Origin of the sequence: Streptomyces sp. B15, from assembly GCF_018070605.1 — a bacterium.
Classification (GTDB): Bacteria; Actinomycetota; Actinomycetes; order Streptomycetales; family Streptomycetaceae; genus Streptomyces; species Streptomyces smyrnaeus.
Genome location: NZ_JAGPXJ010000028.1, coordinates 46,703 through 63,408, shown reverse-complemented (window position 1 = coordinate 63,408; position 16,706 = coordinate 46,703). Strand labels below are relative to the sequence as shown.

Annotated in this window: 17 protein-coding genes; 7 read left to right on the top strand and 10 right to left on the bottom strand. The window is 72.6% G+C overall.

Going from position 1 to position 16,706, the window contains the following annotated elements:
* The first annotated feature begins 178 nt into the window (after positions 1-178).
* From KBY19_RS15470 to KBY19_RS15460, 3 genes are all read left to right on the top strand, one after another.
* Positions 179-1,504 carry a CBS domain-containing protein gene (locus KBY19_RS15470; RefSeq protein WP_099883908.1) on the top strand — a complete coding sequence of 442 codons (1,326 nt, stop codon included), beginning with the start codon at positions 179-181 and terminating at the stop codon, positions 1,502-1,504.
* A complete protein-coding gene (locus KBY19_RS15465) occupies positions 1,497-2,030 on the top strand; it encodes a DUF1003 domain-containing protein (protein ID WP_099883906.1) in 534 nt (177 codons plus the stop codon). The genes KBY19_RS15470 and KBY19_RS15465 overlap by 8 nt, the downstream gene beginning before the upstream one ends.
* Positions 2,031-2,130: 100 nt before the next feature.
* Complete coding sequence (locus KBY19_RS15460; protein ID WP_210965975.1) at positions 2,131-3,288, top strand: Mrp/NBP35 family ATP-binding protein; 1,158 nt, start codon at positions 2,131-2,133, stop codon at positions 3,286-3,288.
* Positions 3,289-3,409: 121 nt separating this feature from the next.
* On the opposite strand, the gene KBY19_RS15455 is transcribed toward KBY19_RS15460, so the two are convergent.
* The 5 genes from KBY19_RS15455 to sigE form a co-directional block, all read right to left on the bottom strand.
* On the bottom strand, positions 3,410-4,066 hold the full coding sequence (locus tag KBY19_RS15455; RefSeq protein WP_099883902.1) for a hypothetical protein: 657 nt from the start codon (positions 4,064-4,066) through the stop codon (positions 3,410-3,412).
* 222 nt (positions 4,067-4,288) lie between these two features.
* Complete coding sequence (locus KBY19_RS15450) at positions 4,289-4,807, bottom strand: sec-independent translocase (RefSeq protein WP_185018069.1); 519 nt, start codon at positions 4,805-4,807, stop codon at positions 4,289-4,291.
* A gap of 106 nt (positions 4,808-4,913) precedes the next feature.
* Positions 4,914-6,551 carry a S1C family serine protease gene (locus KBY19_RS15445; RefSeq protein ID WP_210965974.1) on the bottom strand — a complete coding sequence of 546 codons (1,638 nt, stop codon included), beginning with the start codon at positions 6,549-6,551 and terminating at the stop codon, positions 4,914-4,916.
* 191 nt (positions 6,552-6,742) lie between these two features.
* Positions 6,743-7,834 carry an anti-sigma factor gene (locus tag KBY19_RS15440; protein ID WP_210965973.1) on the bottom strand — a complete coding sequence of 364 codons (1,092 nt, stop codon included), beginning with the start codon at positions 7,832-7,834 and terminating at the stop codon, positions 6,743-6,745.
* A complete protein-coding gene (sigE, locus tag KBY19_RS15435; RefSeq protein WP_180289752.1) occupies positions 7,831-8,604 on the bottom strand; it encodes an RNA polymerase sigma factor SigE in 774 nt (257 codons plus the stop codon). Before sigE ends, KBY19_RS15440 begins: the two co-directional genes overlap by 4 nt.
* Before the next feature lie 127 nt (positions 8,605-8,731).
* Here sigE and KBY19_RS15430 point away from each other — a divergent pair, with 127 nt between their 5' ends.
* Positions 8,732-9,427, top strand: coding sequence for an O-methyltransferase (locus KBY19_RS15430; protein WP_099883892.1), 696 nt, complete (start codon positions 8,732-8,734; stop codon positions 9,425-9,427).
* Positions 9,428-9,587: 160 nt separating this feature from the next.
* Here KBY19_RS15430 and KBY19_RS15425 read toward each other — a convergent pair whose 3' ends face one another.
* Complete coding sequence (locus KBY19_RS15425) at positions 9,588-9,755, bottom strand: DUF3117 domain-containing protein (protein WP_016469583.1); 168 nt, start codon at positions 9,753-9,755, stop codon at positions 9,588-9,590.
* Positions 9,756-10,063: 308 nt separating this feature from the next.
* On the opposite strand from KBY19_RS15425, the gene KBY19_RS15420 reads away from it, so the two are divergent.
* Positions 10,064-10,852: an enoyl-CoA hydratase-related protein gene (locus KBY19_RS15420; RefSeq protein WP_099883890.1), complete on the top strand. Its 789-nt coding sequence runs from the start codon at positions 10,064-10,066 to the stop codon at positions 10,850-10,852.
* Here the strand turns inward: KBY19_RS15420 and KBY19_RS15415 are convergent.
* Both KBY19_RS15415 and KBY19_RS15410 read right to left on the bottom strand, forming a co-directional pair.
* Complete coding sequence (locus KBY19_RS15415; RefSeq protein ID WP_099883887.1) at positions 10,839-11,492, bottom strand: DNA-3-methyladenine glycosylase I; 654 nt, start codon at positions 11,490-11,492, stop codon at positions 10,839-10,841. The genes KBY19_RS15420 and KBY19_RS15415 overlap by 14 nt on opposite strands.
* Positions 11,489-11,962 carry a DivIVA domain-containing protein gene (locus KBY19_RS15410; RefSeq protein ID WP_210965972.1) on the bottom strand — a complete coding sequence of 158 codons (474 nt, stop codon included), beginning with the start codon at positions 11,960-11,962 and terminating at the stop codon, positions 11,489-11,491. The genes KBY19_RS15415 and KBY19_RS15410 overlap by 4 nt, the downstream gene beginning before the upstream one ends.
* Positions 11,963-12,110: 148 nt before the next feature.
* Here KBY19_RS15410 and folP point away from each other — a divergent pair, with 148 nt between their 5' ends.
* Positions 12,111-13,013, top strand: a complete 903-nt coding sequence (folP, locus tag KBY19_RS15405; protein ID WP_099883883.1) for a dihydropteroate synthase — start codon at positions 12,111-12,113, stop codon at positions 13,011-13,013.
* A gap of 211 nt (positions 13,014-13,224) precedes the next feature.
* Here the strand turns inward: folP and KBY19_RS15400 are convergent, their stop codons facing one another.
* Together KBY19_RS15400 and dapE are read right to left on the bottom strand one after the other, a co-directional pair.
* Positions 13,225-13,971: a TIGR00730 family Rossman fold protein gene (locus tag KBY19_RS15400; protein WP_099883881.1), complete on the bottom strand. Its 747-nt coding sequence runs from the start codon at positions 13,969-13,971 to the stop codon at positions 13,225-13,227.
* A gap of 185 nt (positions 13,972-14,156) precedes the next feature.
* A complete protein-coding gene (dapE, locus tag KBY19_RS15395) occupies positions 14,157-15,236 on the bottom strand; it encodes a succinyl-diaminopimelate desuccinylase (protein ID WP_210965971.1) in 1,080 nt (359 codons plus the stop codon).
* A gap of 131 nt (positions 15,237-15,367) precedes the next feature.
* On the opposite strand from dapE, the gene KBY19_RS15390 reads away from it, so the two are divergent.
* On the top strand, positions 15,368-16,471 hold the full coding sequence (locus KBY19_RS15390; RefSeq protein WP_247691006.1) for a heavy metal transporter: 1,104 nt from the start codon (positions 15,368-15,370) through the stop codon (positions 16,469-16,471).
* The last annotated feature ends 235 nt before the right edge of the window (positions 16,472-16,706 follow it).

The window sequence follows — 16,706 nt, the reverse complement described above, 5'->3', positions numbered from 1 at the left end:
GGACGGACGCGGCTGCCCGGAAGGCAGCCGTCCGGACCATCGGGCTGCGGCAGCTGTGGCGCCGGTCACGTTAGCCTGAATCCGTCATATATCTGAAAGAGTGGTGAAAGCCGCAAAGGCATACGGATATGCGCTGGAGCAACAATCGGTCGATGCGGCCGAGGAGGGCAGGCAGCTCATGGCAGCGAGCGCTCCACGGGTCTTCGTCTCCCACCTGGCCGGTGTCCCCGTCTTCGACCCCAACGGCGACCAGCTCGGCAGGGTCCGCGACGTGGTCGCCCTGCTGAGTGGCCGCCGGCGGCTGCCCAGCGTCCTCGGACTGGTGGTCGAGGTCGTCAGCAGGCGCCGGGTCTTCCTGCCGATGACCCGGGTCACCGGGGTGGAGTCCGGGCAGGTCATCACCACCGGGGTGCTCAACATCCGGCGCTTCGAGCAGCGCCCCAACGAACGGCTGATCCTCGGCGAACTGCTGGACCGTCAGGTGACCCTCCGGGAGACCGGCGAAGAGGTGACCGTGCTCGACGTCGGTCTCCAACGGCTGCCCGCCCGCCGGGACTGGGAGATCGACCGGCTGTTCGTCCGCAAGGGGCGCAAGGGCGGCGGGCTGCGCGGCAGGCGCGGCGAGACACTCACCGTCGACTGGGAGGCGGTGACCGGCTTCAATCTCGAGGAGCCCGAGCAGGGCACCGCCAACCTGCTGGCCACCTTCGAGCAGCTGCGCCCCGCCGACCTGGCCAACGTGCTGCACCACCTGTCCGAGAAGCGCCGGGCCGAGGTGGCGGCGGCGCTGCACGACGACCGGCTCGCCGACGTCCTCGAAGAACTGCCGGACGACGACCAGGTGGAGATCATCGGCAAACTCGCCGACGAGCGGGCGGCCCTCGTCCTGGAGGCGATGGACCCCGACGACGCTGCCGACCTCCTCGGCGAGCTCCCGGAGGCCGACAAGGAGCGCCTGCTGGACCTGATGCAGCCACAGGAGGCGGCGCCGGTGCGGCGGCTGCTCAGCTACGAGGAGGGCACCGCGGGCAGCCTGATGACGACCGAGCCGATCGTGCTGCGCCCGGACGCGAGCGTCGCCGAGGCGCTGGCCCGGGTGCGCAACGAGGACCTGTCGGCGCCGCTGGCGTCGCAGGTCTACGTGTGCCGCCCGCCGGACGAGACACCCACCGGCAAGTACCTGGGCATCGTCCACTTCCAACGGCTGCTGCGCGAGCCGCCCTTCGCGCTCGTCGGCGCCCTGGTCGACGCCGATCTGCGCCCGCTGCCGCCCACCGCCTCGGTGCCGGCCCTGACGAGCTATCTGGCGGCCTACAACATCGTCTCGGCGCCCGTGGTGGACGAGGGCGGCCATCTGCTCGGCGCCGTCACGGTCGACGACGTACTGGACGATCTGCTGCCCGAGGACTGGCGCGAGGCGGCGGCGGTGGGCGGACTGCCCGGCTTCGCGCCCGGCCCCGGCGAGGAGCACGAAGCACGAGGGAGCGGGAGCGGCGATGGCTGAGCGGGAGGGACCGCGGCTGGACCTGCCGCGCACGCCCCGGCGCACGCTGCTGCCGACCTACGACCCGGACACGTTCGGGCGGGCCTCTGAGCGGATCGCGCGGTTCCTGGGCACCGGCCGCTTCCTGCTGTGGATGACGATCGTGATCATCGTCTGGATCGGCTGGAACATCGTCGCCCCGGTGGGCTGGAAGTTCGACGAGTACCCGTTCATCTTCCTGACCCTGGCCCTCTCCCTCCAGGCGTCCTACGCGGCACCGCTCATCCTGCTCGCGCAGAACCGCCAGGACGACCGGGACCGGGTCAATCTGGAGCAGGACCGCAAGCGCAACGAGCGCAGCATCGCCGACACCGAGTTCCTCACCCGTGAGATCGCCGCGCTGCGGATGGGCCTGGGCGAGGTCGCCACCCGCGACTGGATCCGCTCGGAGCTGGCCGAGATGGTCAAGGAGCTCGAACAGAACGACCGCGGAACCGCGGGAACCCGGGAGCCGGTCCGCAACCGGGAGAGTGACCAAGACCGCTGACCGGCCGCTTAGGAGAGCCCACTACCCGGCCGTACCGCCCACCCGTCACCCGACCCCCGCCCCTTGTCCGACACGCTTCGCGCGGCCGTACCATTCATGCATGGCTACCGAGACCCAGGACACCCACCCCACCGAAGACGCGGTGCGTGCGGCGCTCGCGACGGTGAACGACCCGGAGATCCACCGGCCGATCACCGACCTGGGGATGGTCAAATCCATCGGCATCGCGCCCGACGGCGCGGTCGACGTCGGGGTCTATCTGACGGTCTCCGGCTGTCCGCTTCGCGAGACGATCACCGCGAACGTGACCGAGGCCGTGCAGCGCGTGCCCGGGGTCACCTCCGTGGCGGTCGAGCTGGACGTGATGAGCGACGAGCAGCGCCGCGAGCTGGCCGCCTCGCTGCGTGGCGGCAAGGCCGAGCGGGAGATCCCCTTCGCCCAGCCCGGCTCGCTGACCCGCGTCTACTGCGTGGCCTCCGGCAAGGGCGGTGTGGGCAAGTCGTCGGTGACGGTGAACCTGGCCGCGGCACTGGCCGCCGACGGACTGAAGGTCGGCGTCGTGGACGCCGACATCTACGGCCACTCCGTCCCCCGCATGCTGGGCACGGACGGGCGCCCCACCCAGGTCGAGGACATGATCATGCCGCCGTCCGCACACGGCGTGAAGGTCATCTCGATCGGAATGTTCACCCCGGGCAACGCCCCGGTCGTCTGGCGCGGCCCCATGCTGCACCGCGCTCTCCAGCAGTTCCTCGCCGACGTCTACTGGGGCGATCTGGACGTGCTGCTGCTGGATCTGCCGCCCGGCACCGGTGACATCGCCATCTCGGTCGCCCAGCTGATCCCCAACGCGGAGATCCTGGTCGTGACGACCCCGCAGCAGGCGGCGGCCGAGGTCGCCGAGCGTGCGGGTTCCATCGCGGTGCAGACCCACCAGAAGATCGTCGGCGTGATCGAGAACATGTCCGGCATGCCGTGCCCGCACTGCGACGAGATGGTCGACGTCTTCGGCACCGGCGGCGGCAAGCAGGTCGCCGAGGGGCTGACCCGCACGACCGGCGCCGAGGTCCCGGTGCTGGGCGGCATCCCGATCGACATCCGGCTGCGCGAGGGCGGCGACGAGGGCGAGCCGGTGGTCCTCAGCGACCCGGACTCCCCCGCGGGCAAGGCGCTGCGCACGGTCGCCGACAAGCTCAGCTCGCGCCAGCGGGGCCTGTCGGGCATGTCGCTGGGCCTCACCCCGAGCGACAAGTTCTGAACAGCCACACAGCAGTCGCCGAGCGCAACGCCCGGCAGCACGCGTGGACCCCGTACGGAGATCTCCGTACGGGGTCCATGCGTGCTGGGTGGCCGGGCGGCTGCGTGGGCCCGCGGCGCGGTCAGTCCTGCTCGTACTCGGTGATGTCCTTCACCACGGCGAAGCCGAGGCCGTACGCGCTCATCCCGCGCCCGTAGGCGCCGAGGTGGACGCCCTCCTGGGCCGAGCCGGCGAGCACCCAGCCGTACTCGGACTCGCGGTAGTGGAAGTCGGTGGGGACACCGTCCACCGGCAGCGAGAGGGAGGACCAGCCGGAGCCGTCCAGGTCGTCGGCGAGTTCCCAGGCGACACCGGTCTGCTGGTCGAGCCAGTCCTGCCGCAGACTGCGGTCCATCTCCATCGGGAAGCTGCACGAGAGCAGGCCCGAGCCCGCCAGCCAGGCGGCGGTGGAGACGGAGGTGGCCTCCAGGGTGCCCGTACCGTCCGCGCTGCGCCGCACCGGGCGGCTGGCGAGCGTGACGACGACGGCGAAGCTCTGGTCCTCGGGCGTGGTCTCGGCGCGGAGGGAGGGCTCCTCGCCGTGACCGGTGGAGCCGTGCTCGACCGTGCCGTCGGCCGCCGTACCGACCTGCATCAGCCAGCGCGGTCCGGTGAAGGCCGCGTCCAGGCCGTACCACGGAAAGGCTGCCAGCAGATAGTCGTCCACCGCCCGCCGCGCACCCGGTACTCCCTGCGCGGCGGGCCCGGATTCACCGGCTAGCCGACTCGTCGTCTCCATCTGTGCGACGCCTCCTCATTGCCCTGTTGCCTGGGCAGCCGAGCTCCTCGGACGGCGACCCCCGACACTGGGAGGATAGCCACACCGGTCCACCGTGTCGGGCATGCCCGGTGGATCAGGACGTGGTGCGGGTGGCGAGATGGACGGCAAACGCCGTAGATGTCCCACTGCGGCGAACGCCGAGGTGACGCGATCGTTGCCTCATGAGGTGTCAGGTGAGCCTCATGTCGCGTCCGCGTCGAACGGCGGCGGGTCACTCTTGCGCAGCACATCCCCTTGCACCGGACGGCCGTTCACCCCGTCGGAGGTGTGCTTGGTGAGGTCAGGGCCCTGCTGCCCGGCCGGCTGGGCGCTCTTCTTGACCGTGTCGACCTTGCCGGAGCCGCCGTTGCGGCCGGCGGCGCCACCTGCCGACTCCGTGCCGTTGACCGCGTCGGTGACTTCGGCCAGATCCTTGCGCAGGTCGAAGCTGTTGCTGATCTCCTTGACGCCCAGATCGTCGTTGTCCAGCAGATGCTTGCGCGCGAACGTCTTGGGGTTGAGGTCCTCGAACTCGAAGTCCTTGAACTCCGGTCCCAGCTCGTTCCTGATGTCCTCCTTCGCGCTGTCGGAGAACTGGCGCACCTTGCGGATGAAGGCGGAGACGTCCTGGATCACCTTGGGGAGCTTGTCGGGGCCGAAGACCAGCACGGCGAGCACGATGAGCGCGACCAGCTCCAGTGGTCCTATATCGAAGAACACCGCGCAGCTCCCTCACTCCGTCCACGGCTCCTGCAGCCAGGTGTCACGGTACCCGCCCACGCCCCGCCAGCGGGAGCCCGCCCTCTCCCCGCGCCCGTCCCCGCCGTCAGCCGGTGGCGGAGCCGAGCGTCACGCTCACGGTCCGCTGTGTGCCGTCGGCTCCGCCGCGCCGGACGGTCAGCTCCAAGGCGTCTCCGGGACGGTGGCTGCGGATGCGGACGATCAGCTCTTCCCCACTGGTCACCAACTTGTCACCGACCTTGGTGATCACATCGCCCTCCTTCAGCCCCGCCTTGTGGGCCGGTCCGCCGCGTACGACCGCCTCACCGTTGCCGCCCGCGCCGCCGATCCGCGCCCCCTCGCCCTCGTACTCCGTGTCGAGATAGACACCGATCACCGGGTGGGTGGCCCGGCCCTCGTTGATCAGCTCCTCGGCGACCCGGCGGGCCTGGTTGACCGGGATGGCGAAACCCAGGCCGACGCTGCCACCGCCTGCCTCGGCGTCGGGCATCCCCGGGTCGCCGCCCCCGCCCTTGATCGCGCTGTTCACCCCGATGACCCGTCCTCGGCCGTCCACCAGCGGGCCCCCCGAGTTGCCCGGATTTATCGGGGCGTCCGTCTGCAGTGCGTCCACATAGCTCAACTCGCTGCCCGGCTCCCCGCCGCCCGCCGTGATGGGCCGCTCCTTGGCGCTGACGATGCCGGTGGTGACCGTGCCTTCCAGGTCGAAGGGCGCGCCGAACGCGATGACGGGATCGCCGACCCGGACCGTGTCGGAGTTGCCCAGCGGCAGCGGGGTGAGTCCGGAGACGTGGGAGACCTTGACGACGGCCAGGTCGTAGCCGCCGTCGCTGCCGATCACCTCACCGGTCGCCGTCTGGCCGCCGTTGAAGGTGACCCGCACCGCGCCGCTGCCCTCGGCGGACTCGACGACATGATTGTTGGTGAGGATGTGGCCGCGCTTGTCCAGTACGAAGCCGGTGCCCGTCGCCTCGGCCCCGCCACCGGCGGCGTGCAGCGTGACGACGCCGGGCAGGGTCCGGCGCGCGATGCCCGCGGTGCTGCCCTCGGGGCGCTCGCCGCCCTCTCCCGCAGGCCCTGCCGCGGTCTGCGGCAGCTCCACATCGCTCACCGTGCCGTTCCGCTCGATGTACGCCCCGATGAGCCCGCCCGCGCCGCCCGCCATCAGCGCCAGGACGAGACCGCCGACGACGAGGCGGGAGGCGCGGCGCGGCCGTTGCGGGGCCTGCCGCAGGGGCAGGGCGGGCTGGTGGGCCGGCGTCCCGTCCTGGAGCGGGTCCGGGCCTGGCGGGTCGGTACGACCGCCGTCGAAACCGTCCTCGAAGCCGCCGCTGCCACCGGCACCGCCGCCTCGGTCGGCGGGCACTCCGTAGGGCGGCGTGGTGGTGCCGGACGGCAGGGTGACGCCGTGCGGCGGGGTGGCTGCCGGGCGCTGGACGGGCGGCGCGGGAGCCCAGGGGCCGGGTCCCCCGTACGGGGGTGTGGAGTAGGGGTCCACACCGTGCAGCGGCTCGGGACGGGCGGACGGCACGGAGGCGGCTGCCGCCGTCCCGTCAGGGCCGTCCGGCGCGCTCGACGCGTCCTGTGCCGGAGCGGTCTCGGCGACCACTCCGGCAGCGGTCGCCCGTGCGGACTCGGCCGCGGGCTCGGCCCGCCCGCCCGGGGCCCAGCGTGGTCGGCTCCACCACTTCGGCTCCTGCCTGGTGGCTTTCGGCTCGTCCATGCTCTCCCCAGCTGGTCACCCGCACTCTCACCCTCGCCCAGCCGCCGGCGCCGGACCGACGGCCCGGGTCACCGCCGGACGGGATCCGGGGAGGCGCCCCGGGAGCTCCGCCCCGGCTGGGCTTCAGGTTGTCGAGAGGATTCAACCAGGAACGCGGCGCACCGCACAGCGGGCGTCAACGCGGCACCGCGTCAGCGCCCGCCCGGACTTGGCGCGGCGGCCGAGGCGGAGAGCGAGCCCGTCGCCGCCGGAGCCCGGCCGGGGAAGGAGCGCAGCACCGACGGGTCGTGCCGGGAGGCACCCCCGGCGAGCCGTAGCTCGGCGGACGGCTCCCGCGGGCCGCCGGACAGCAGGGACGCCGATCCGCGCAGCGAGCTCAGGGTCGAGGCGGCGCCGTCGTGTCCGTACCCGCCGGAGGCAGGTGGGACGCGCGGCTGCTTGAGCAACGAGAGCGGTGAGGGCGCCGAGCGCTGCAGCAGGCTCACGGGGGCGGTCAGCCGGGTGCTGGGGGCCGCCGCACCGTGCGAGGCGAGAGGGGCGAAGGTCGGGCCGGAGTCCGAGGCGCGGGTGCTCTGCGCCCCGCCACGCGGCTCGCCGCCGCGCCGCCGCACATCCCGGGAGGCACCGGACCCGGACGCGGCACTGCGCACCGAGTTGGCGGAGGGATTGTCGCCCCCGCCCGCCCCGGCAGAGGTGGTCGTCGCACCGGATGCCAGGGTGCCGCCGAGAGCCAGCGCCGCCAGCGAGAACGCACCCGCCGCGGCGAAGGCGAAGCGGCGCCCGCGGGAGGCGGAGCGCTCCCGCTCCGCGCGGTCGGCCCGCTCGGTGCGCTCCAGGGTCGGCATCTCGTGTATCCGGAAGCCGCGCTGCGGGGTGAGCGGGCCGCGCCCGCCGCCCCGGCCGGCCGGAAGATGGTCGAACACCCACCCGGAGCGGCCGGCACCGCCCGGCAGCGCGGTGGCGGTGAAGGCGCTGCCCGGCGCTGCTTCGCCGCCCGAGGAGCCGCCCGGCGCACCGGGGCCGCGATCGATGTCGTCGAGGCCCGGCGCGCGCAGACCGCTGTCCGCCGGCAGCCCTTGCAGCCGGGCGAGGAGCCCGGCGGAGGGCGGGGGCGGCGCCGCGTCCGCGAAGACGTTCTTGAGCCGGCGTTGCGCGTCGGCCTCGGCCTTGCACCCCTGGCAGGTCGCCAGGTGGGCGAGGACCCGCTCGCGCGCGTCATGTCCGAGCTCGCCGTCCACGAGGGCGGCGAGGCGGTCTCCGAGGTGGTGTTCGGCGGAAGTCACCCCGCGCTCACCTCGCCCGTCCGGGCCGTCGGCACCACCGCGCTCAGGGTGCGCTGCTGCTCGGCCCTGGCGGCGGGCGAGCGGTGCTGGAGCGCCTTGCGCAGGTGGGAGCGGCCCCGGTGGATCCGGCTGCGGACGGTGCCCAGCTTCACCCCGAGGGTGGCGGCGATCTCCTCGTACGACAGGCCTTCGATGTCGCAGAGCACCACGGCGGCGCGGAACTCGGGCGCGAGGGTGTCCAGGGCCTGCTGGACGTCCGCGTCGAAGTGGGTGTCGTTGAAGTGCTGCTGCGGGGTGGGCTCACGGCTGGGGAGCCGCTCGGCCGCGTCGTCGGCGAGCGCGTCGAAGCGGATGCGCTGCTTGCGGCGGACCGTGTCCAGGAAGAGGTTGGTGGTGATGCGGTGCAGCCAGCCCTCGAAGGTGCCTGGCGTGTAGGTCGACAGCGACCGGAAGACGCGGACGAAGACCTCCTGGGTGAGGTCCTCCGCGTCGTGCTGGTTACCGGTGAGGCGGTAGGCGAGCCGGTAGACCCGGGCACTGTGGGTGCTGACGATCTCCTCCCAGGAGGGAGGGGTCCACGCCTGCGCGTCCGCATCGGTCGCGAAAGTCGCCGTGGTCGCGGAGTCGGCGGTGCGGGACTGGTCAGCGGTGTCGGTCACGGATTTCGGCTGTGCCGTCGGCCTGCGGAATCTTGAGAAGACTCGGCGGTCCCGGCCTGCAGCCGCACCTCCCCTGTCGGCTCTGGTGGTGTCCACTGGAGCCCCTACCATAGCCACATCTCCCGTTAGCTCCGGATAAGAAAATTTGCCCGGCTTTGCCGACCGCTTCTTCCGCGGTCCTGCCTCCTCAACGCCTAGTCCCATCAGCAGGTTCCCGGGCCAACGGATACAGTCACGATTGCGTGGAGGACGGGGACAGGAGAGGGCCATTACCGGCAACCGGCAGACGAGCTGGGGGTTCGCCGACGCATACGGCGCCGAGCTGGTCGAGAACGCCGAGAGCGAAGCACTGCGCTGGGCCCGCGACCGGGCCCAGGACGCTGGGCTGCGCACGGTCTCCCCTGCCACCGGAGCGGCGCTGCGGCTGCTGGCGGCGGCCGCCGGAGCCAAGGCGGTCGCGGAGATCGGCACAGGCACCGGCGTCTCCGGGCTGCATCTGCTGCACGGCATGCGGCCCGACGGGGTGCTCACGACGGTCGACATCGAACCGGAGCGGCAGCAGTTCGCACGTGAGGCCTTCCGCGCCGCCGGATTCATCGGCACCGGGGGCAACAGGGTGCGGTTCATCCCCGGCCGGGCGCTGGACGTACTGCCCCGGCTCGCGGACGGCGGGTACGACCTGGTCTTCTGCGACGGCGACCGGACGGAGTGTCTGGACTATCTCGGCGAATCGCTGCGGCTGCTGCGCGACGGCGGACTGATCTGCTTCGCCGGGGTGTTCGCCGAGGGCCGTGCGGGCGAGGCGGCGGCGCAGCCCCCCGAAGTGCTGCGGATGGGCGAACTGTTGCGCACGGTACGGGAGAGCACGGTACTGGTGCCCTCGCTGCTCCCGGTCGGCGACGGACTGCTGTGCGCGGTCAAACGCGGTGAGTGAACGAAGTATGACGCAGGGCTGTCGGCCGCCGGACGCGGACGGTGAGGGCAAGTGGGGGCAGCGGGACCGAGGCGGTCGCGGCCCGGCGCACCGGGACACGACGCCGCCCCGGGGTGCACGCGTTGCGCGTGCACCCCGGGGCGGCGGTCTGCGAAAGAGATCAGCCGCAGACCTTCTTCAGTTCCTCGCCAAGCGCCGTCGCCTCATCCGGTGTCAGCTCGACGACGAGTCGCCCACCGCCTTCGAGCGGAACGCGCATGACGATGCCCCGCCCCTCTTTGGTCACCTCGAGCGGGCCGTCGCCCGTCCGCGGCTTCATGGCCGCCATGCTCGTTCCCCTTCCTGAAACCAGCCGATCGCGCCGGGGGTCCCGTAAGCGGGCACAGTTTCACCGGCATCGAACACATTGCTTCCCGCCCATTATCCCGCATCGCAGGACCCGATGACCAACATCGGTCCACATCTCTTCTTCCTCGACCACTCACAAAACCACCCAATGCGGTGATCAGCCCCGGATGCTCCCCCGCTTCCGCTCCACCGCCGGTTCCCGGCCGTTAGACGCAGGTCACATCCGGCGGCCCCCACAAGCGGGTGCGTGCCCTGTGCGGGCCCGATGATCTACGCCATGCTGAGCACATGTCCGACACCGTGCGCTACGAAGTGAACGAGGGCCTCGCGACGGTCACCCTCAACCGCCCCGACGCGATGAACGCCCTCGACAACGAGACCAAGGTCGCCCTGCGGGACACCCTCCGGCGGGCCGCCGACGACGACACGGTCCGTGCCGTGCTGCTCACCGGCAGCGGCCGGGCCTTCTGCGTGGGCCAGGACCTCAAGGAGCACACCGGATCCCTGGAGCGGGCCGGCGGAAACGCCCTGAACACGGTCGAGGAGCACTACAACCCGATCACGCTGACGCTCGCCGGCATGCCCAAGCCCGTGGTGGCGGGGGTGAACGGGGTGGCCGCCGGAGCCGGGGCGGGCTTCGCGTTCGCATGCGACCACCGGGTGATGGCGGACACCGCGGCGTTCAACACCTCCTTCGCCGGAGTGGCGCTCTCCGCCGACTCGGGCGTCTCCTGGACCCTGCCGCGGCTGGTGGGTCCGAGTCGGGCCGCGGAGCTGCTGCTCTTCCCGCGCAGCGTCAAGGCGGACGAGGCGCTGGCGCTGGGGCTGGTCAACCGGGTGGTGCCCGCCGCCGAGCTCGCCGCCGAGGCCGAGGCCGTCGCCCGCACACTCGCCGAGGGGCCGACCGCCGCCTATGCCGCGCTCAAGGAGTCCCTGGCCTACGGCTCTTCCCACTCCCTGGCAGAGACGCTCGACAAGGAGGCGGAACTCCAGGTGCGGGTCGGCGGTTCCGCGGACCACCGCATCGCGGTGGAGGCGTTCGTGAAGAAGGAGCGGCCCCGCTTCACCGGCCGCTGACCGGCGCGCCCGCGGCGGGCTGCTGCTGACGGCACCAGCAGTCCGCCAGGTGGTCGTCGACCAGACCGCACGCCTGCATCAGCGCGTACGCGGTCGTGGGGCCGACGAAGCGGAACCCGCGCTTCTTGAGCTGTTTGGCCAGCGCCGTGGACTCGGGCGTACTGCCGGGCACCTCCGCCGTCGTACGGGGGGCCCGGCGGGAGGCCGGGTCGGGGGCGTACGACCACACGAGGCGGTCCAGCTCCCCCGGCGCCCACTCCGCGGCCACCCGGGCGTTGGCGAGCGCGGCGCCGATCTTGGCGCGGTTGCGCACGATGCCGCTGTCGGCCAGCAGCCGTCGCTCGTCCTCCTCGGTGAACCGCGCGACAGCGGGGATGTGGAAGTCGGCGAAGGCGGCACGGAACGCCTCGCGCTTGCGCAGGATCGTCAGCCAGGACAGCCCGGACTGGAAACCCTCCAGGCACAGCCGCTCGAAGAGCGCGTCGTCGCCGTGCACCGGCCGACCCCACTCGGTGTCGTGGTAGGCCGCGTAGTCCTCCGGCGTGGTGCCCCAGGGGCAGCGCAGCCGGCCGTCCGGCCCCGGCCGTGCCCCGCCCTCGATCTCGGCGGACACCGCCGTCGTCTCCGGTTCGATGGTCATCTCGCGTCCCCCTCCGGCCCTTCCGCGAACGGGCCCGCGTCGTGTTCTTCGGTCCGCTGCCCGGTCTGCTGCCCGGTCTGCTGTCGCCCCGGCTCGGCCGGGCGGCCCTCCCCGGGGTGACCCGGCTCCGCGCGGCCCATCGCGACGGCCTGGGCGCCGGCCAGGGCCGACTCCAGTTCGGCGATCCGTGCGTCCCGCTCGGCGATTTCGGCGCCGAGCCGGTCGAGGACGTCGTCGACCTGCTCCATGCGGTATCCGCGCACCCCGACGGCCAGCCGCAGCCCGGCGACATCCGCGTGGGTGACGGGGCGCTCGGGCGGCAGCGGCTCGTCCAGCAGATCGGGAGGCGCGTCGGTCAGCCCGCCCGTCGCGCCGCGGATCCCGCTGCCGGGCCGGTCACCGCTCCCGACGATGGCGAGCGTCACCGCGGCGACGACCACGACAAGCGAGAGCAGCAGGAACACGAACACGGATCGACTCCCCGAGTGGTTGCCGGATGTGGGCCGACCCTGATCGTGCCACGGCCCGGTGACAGCTATGGTCGGCGGCGGGGATCGGTGCACGGGCCACGCGGGTGCGGGCAGCAGGCGGGCACCGTCGAGAGGAAGAGGATGGCTGATGCTGCGCCTGGGCACGCGCGAGTTCGGTGAGCGGGAACCGGTGATCATGGCGATCGTGAACCGGACGCCGGATTCCTTCTACGACCGCGGCGCCACCTTCCGCGACGAACCCGCGCTCGACCGGGTCGAGCAGGCGGTCGCCGAAGGCGCCGCGGTCGTCGACATAGGCGGAGTGAAGGCCGGCCCGGGCGACGAGGTGACGGCCGAGGAGGAGGCGCGGCGCACGGTCGGCTTCGTCGCCGAGGTGCGGCGGCGCTGGCCGGACGTGGTGATCAGCGTCGACACCTGGCGGCACGAGGTGGGCGAGGCCGTCTGCGAGGCGGGCGCCGACCTGCTCAACGACGCCTGGGGCGGGATCGACCCCCGACTGGCCGAGGTGGCCGCACGGTACGGAGCCGGGCTGGTGTGCACCCACGCGGGCGGCGCCGAGCCCCGTACCCGCCCGCACCGGGTGGCGTACGAGCCGGCGGCGAAGGCGGGGGCGCAGGGCGCGGGAGGCCCCAGCGGAGTGGTCGACGACATCCTTCGGGTGACGCTCGGACTGGCCGAGCGGGCGGTGGAGCTCGGGGTGCGCCGGGACGGCATCCTCATCGACCCCGGACACGACTTCGGCAAGTCCACCCGGCACTCGCTGGAGGCGACGCGGGAGCTGACCCGGCTCACGGAGACGGGCTGGCCGGTGCTGGTCTCGCTGTCCAACAAGGACTTCGTGGGCGAGACGCTGAACCGCCCCGTCAAGGAGCGGCTGATCGGCACCCTGGCGACCACCGCCGTCTCCGCCTGGCTCGGGGCGCGGGTCTACCGGGTGCACGAGGTGGCGGAGACCAAGCAGGTGCTCGACATGGTGGCCTCCATCGCGGGCCACCGTGCACCTGCGGTGGCCCGCCGAGGGCTCGCCTGACCCTCTCGGGCAGCCTGCCTTCCGCGTTGTTCCGGTGAAGGAAGGGGTGCCCCTGCCTGTCCGATGCGGACTGCACGTCCGTGGGGGCTGTGGGGGCACTCCCCCAGCCTTCGGCCGGGGGCACCCCCACCCGGCCGGAGCCCCCCAGCCTCGGCCGGGAGGTACCCCCAGGGAGCAGTTCCCCGCACTCTTCGGGCACGCCCGGCAAGCCCTAGCCGCCGACCTCCTTGGTCACCAGTGCGACGGCCTCGTCGACGTCGTCGGTGACGTGGAAGAGCTCCAGGTCCCGTTCGGAGGCCTTGCCGCCCTCGACGACGGAGCCGCGCACCCAGTCGATGAGCCCCTTCCAGTACTCCGTGCCGTACAGCACGATCGGGAAGCGGGTGACCTTCTGGGTCTGCACCAGGGTCAGCGCCTCGAACAGCTCGTCCAGCGTGCCCAGCCCGCCGGGCAGGACGACGAAACCGCTGGCGTACTTGACGAACATCGTCTTGCGGACGAAGAAGTACCGGAAGTTGATCCCGATGTCGACGTACTTGTTCATGCCCTGCTCGAAGGGGAGCTCGATACCGAGCCCCACCGAGGTGCCGTCCGCCTCCAGCGCGCCCTTGTTGGCCGCCTCCATCGCCCCGGGGCCGCCCCCGGTGATGACGGCGAAGCCCGCCTCGGCCAGTGCCCGGCCGATACGGACGCCCTTGTCGTACTCGGGCGCGTCCACGGGGGTGCGGGCCGAGCCGAAGACGCTGATGGCCGGCCCGAGTTCGGCCAGGGCTCCGAACCCCTCGACGAACTCGGACTGGATGCGCATCACCCGCCAGGGGTCCTGGTGGATGAAGTCGGAGGGGCCCGCGGTGTCCAGCAGCCGCTGGTCCGTGGTCCCCGGCTGCACCTGGTCGCGGCGGCGCACGACAGGGCCCAGCCGTTGTTCCTTCGGCTCCTTGCCGGGTCCGTCGGTCATTTACGACACTCCTTCCGCCTGCGATCTTTCCGCCTCAGGGTATGCGGACGGCGAAGGGGACCGCCGGGTATTCGCGCGTCCGGCAGCCGTCGGTTCTCCTACCGGCAGATGACCGGGCGGCGGACCGGTGGCCCCACGGGCAGGCCGGGGGGCGCCGGCCGAGCGGCGGCCGCCCGGCGTCCGGGTCAGGCGGTCAGCCAGCTGCGCAGCCGCTCCTCGCACCGGGTGATGAGCGCGGTCTCCACCCGCTCGTCCCGCTTGTGGGCGAGGTTGGGGTCCCCCGGACCGTAGTTGACGGCGGGTACCCCCAGAGCGCTGAAGCGGGAGACGTCGGTCCAGCCGAACTTGGGCTGCGGTTCGCCTCCCACCGCCGCGAGGAAGGCACGGGCCGCCGGATGCGAGAGGCCGGGCAGCGCGCCGGGCGAGCTGTCGTCCACCTCGAACTCCTCGATGTCGCACCCGGCGAACACCTCGCGCACATGCTCCAGCGCCTCCTGCTCGCTGCGGTCGGGTGCGTAGCGGAAGTTGACCGTGACGGTGCACAGGTCCGGGATGACGTTGCCCGCCACCCCGCCCTCGATACCGACGGCGTTGAGGCCCTCCCGGTACTCCAGCCCGTCGATCACCGGCCGCCGCGGCCGGTAGCCGGCCAGGCGCTCCAGCACCGGCCCGGCGGCGTGGATCGCGTTGGCACCCATCCAGCCGCGTGCCGAGTGCGCCCGGATGCCGCGCATGCTCAGCCGCACCCGCAGCGTGCCCTGGCAGCCCCCCTCGACCTGGCCCTCGGACGGTTCGAGCAGCACGGCGAAATCGCCCGCCAGCCAGTCGGGGTGGGCCGCCGCCACATGCCCGAGGCCGTTGAGGTGCGCCGCGACCTCCTCGTTGTCGTAGAAGACGAACGTCAGGTCGCGGTTGGGTTCGGGCACCGTCGCGGCGATCCGCAGCTGCACCGCCACGCCCGCCTTCATGTCGCTGGTGCCGCAGCCCCACAGCAGCCCGTCCTCGTCCAGCCGGGAGGGCACGTTCTCGGCGATCGGCACCGTGTCGATATGACCCGCGAGGATGACGCGTTCGGCCCGGCCGAGGTCCGTGCGGGCCACGACGTTGTTGCCGTACCGGTCGACGCTCAGGTGGGGCAGTCGGGAAAGTGCCTCCTGGACGGCGTCGGCGAGCGCCTTCTCGTTCCCGCTCTCGGAAGGGAAGTCCACCAGCCGCGCGGTGAGCCGGGCGGCGTCCTGCTGCAGGTCGAGTGCGCTGTGAGGCATGCCCACAGCCTACGGCGGCCGCAGCGCGAGGCGCGGCGTGCCCCGTGCCGCAGGCGCTGTCGCCCCCAACGGCTACCTTGGAGCGCGTGCCCCACTCACGATCGGCCCGCCCGCCACGCATGCCCGCGGGCATGTCCCGACCCGGGGGCCGCGGCAGGCTCTTCAGGATCGCCGTGGCCTGCGCCGTGCTGCTCGCCGTCACCGCGTACATCGCGGTGCGCGGACTGTCGGGGCAGGGCGGCGCGATGTGCACCGTGCGCGCCACGGGCGACAAGGACACCGGCTCCGGCACCTCCGGCGCGTCCGGCACCTCGGGCGGCTCCGCCGCCTCCTCCGACCCCGCGCAGACGTACGAACTCACCCCCGTGCAGGCCGCCAACGCCGCGACCATCGCCGCGGTCGCCTCCCAGCGCGGGCTGCCCGAGCGGGCGGTGACGATAGCCCTGGCCACGGCCATGCAGGAGTCGCAGCTGCGCAATATCGGCCACGGGGACCGCGACTCGGTCGGTCTCTTCCAGCAGCGCCCCTCGCAGGGCTGGGGCACTCTGAAGCAGATCCAGGACCCGGTCTACTCGGCTGACCGGTTCTACGACCACCTGGTGAAGGTCCCGGGCTACTCCCGGCTGCCGCTGACCGTCGCCGCCCAGCGGGTGCAGCGCAGCGGATATCCGCAGGCGTACGCCAAGCACGAGATGAACGCCACCCTGCTGACGGGTGCGCTCACCGGCCGCCGGCCTGCCGCACTCACCTGCACGACAGGCGGCCAGGGCACGGCCGAGCCGGGGAACCCGAAGGACGTACGCGAGCGGCTGGTGCGGGAGTTCGGCCGGGACGTGCTCGCCGACGGCACCGGCACGCTGACCGCCCCGGCGGCACGCGGCAGCGCGGCACACACCGCGACCCGCCCCGCGGCGCAGGCTCCCGCGCGTACCACCGCACGCGCTGCCGCCCGCACCACAGCGCGGGCCGGGGCGCACGCCGCCGCGCGGGCCGAGAGCGCGCCCACCGTCTCGGTGCCCGCACACGGCCGGCGCCAGGGCTGGGAGCTGGCCCACTGGGCGGTCGCCAACGCCGCCGGGCTGCACATCGAGCGAATCTCCTACGGCGGCTTCCTATGGACCGCCGAGCGCTCCGAGGACGGCTGGCGCAAGGTCGGTACGGGCGACGCGAAGAGCGGCGGGAAGGACCGCGCCCGGGACGGTGCGGTGGAGCTGCGGCTCGTCACCGGTCACTAGTCCAGCCCTTCCCCCGCAGGGGCGAAGCCGGTCCACAGGGTGGACGTTTCTTCCCTCGCGCGGCGGTCGCCGCGAGGAGTGAACCCGTTCGGCGAATCGTGCCTGGCAGCGACCCGTTCGGCTCCTCCGGTACAGGTCAACCGCCTGCGAGGAATGCCCAGTTTGACGGCTCGCGCGGCAAACCTGGATTGCCAATCCTTTACCCGCGTCCCCCGCAACCTCCATGGCACTTGGG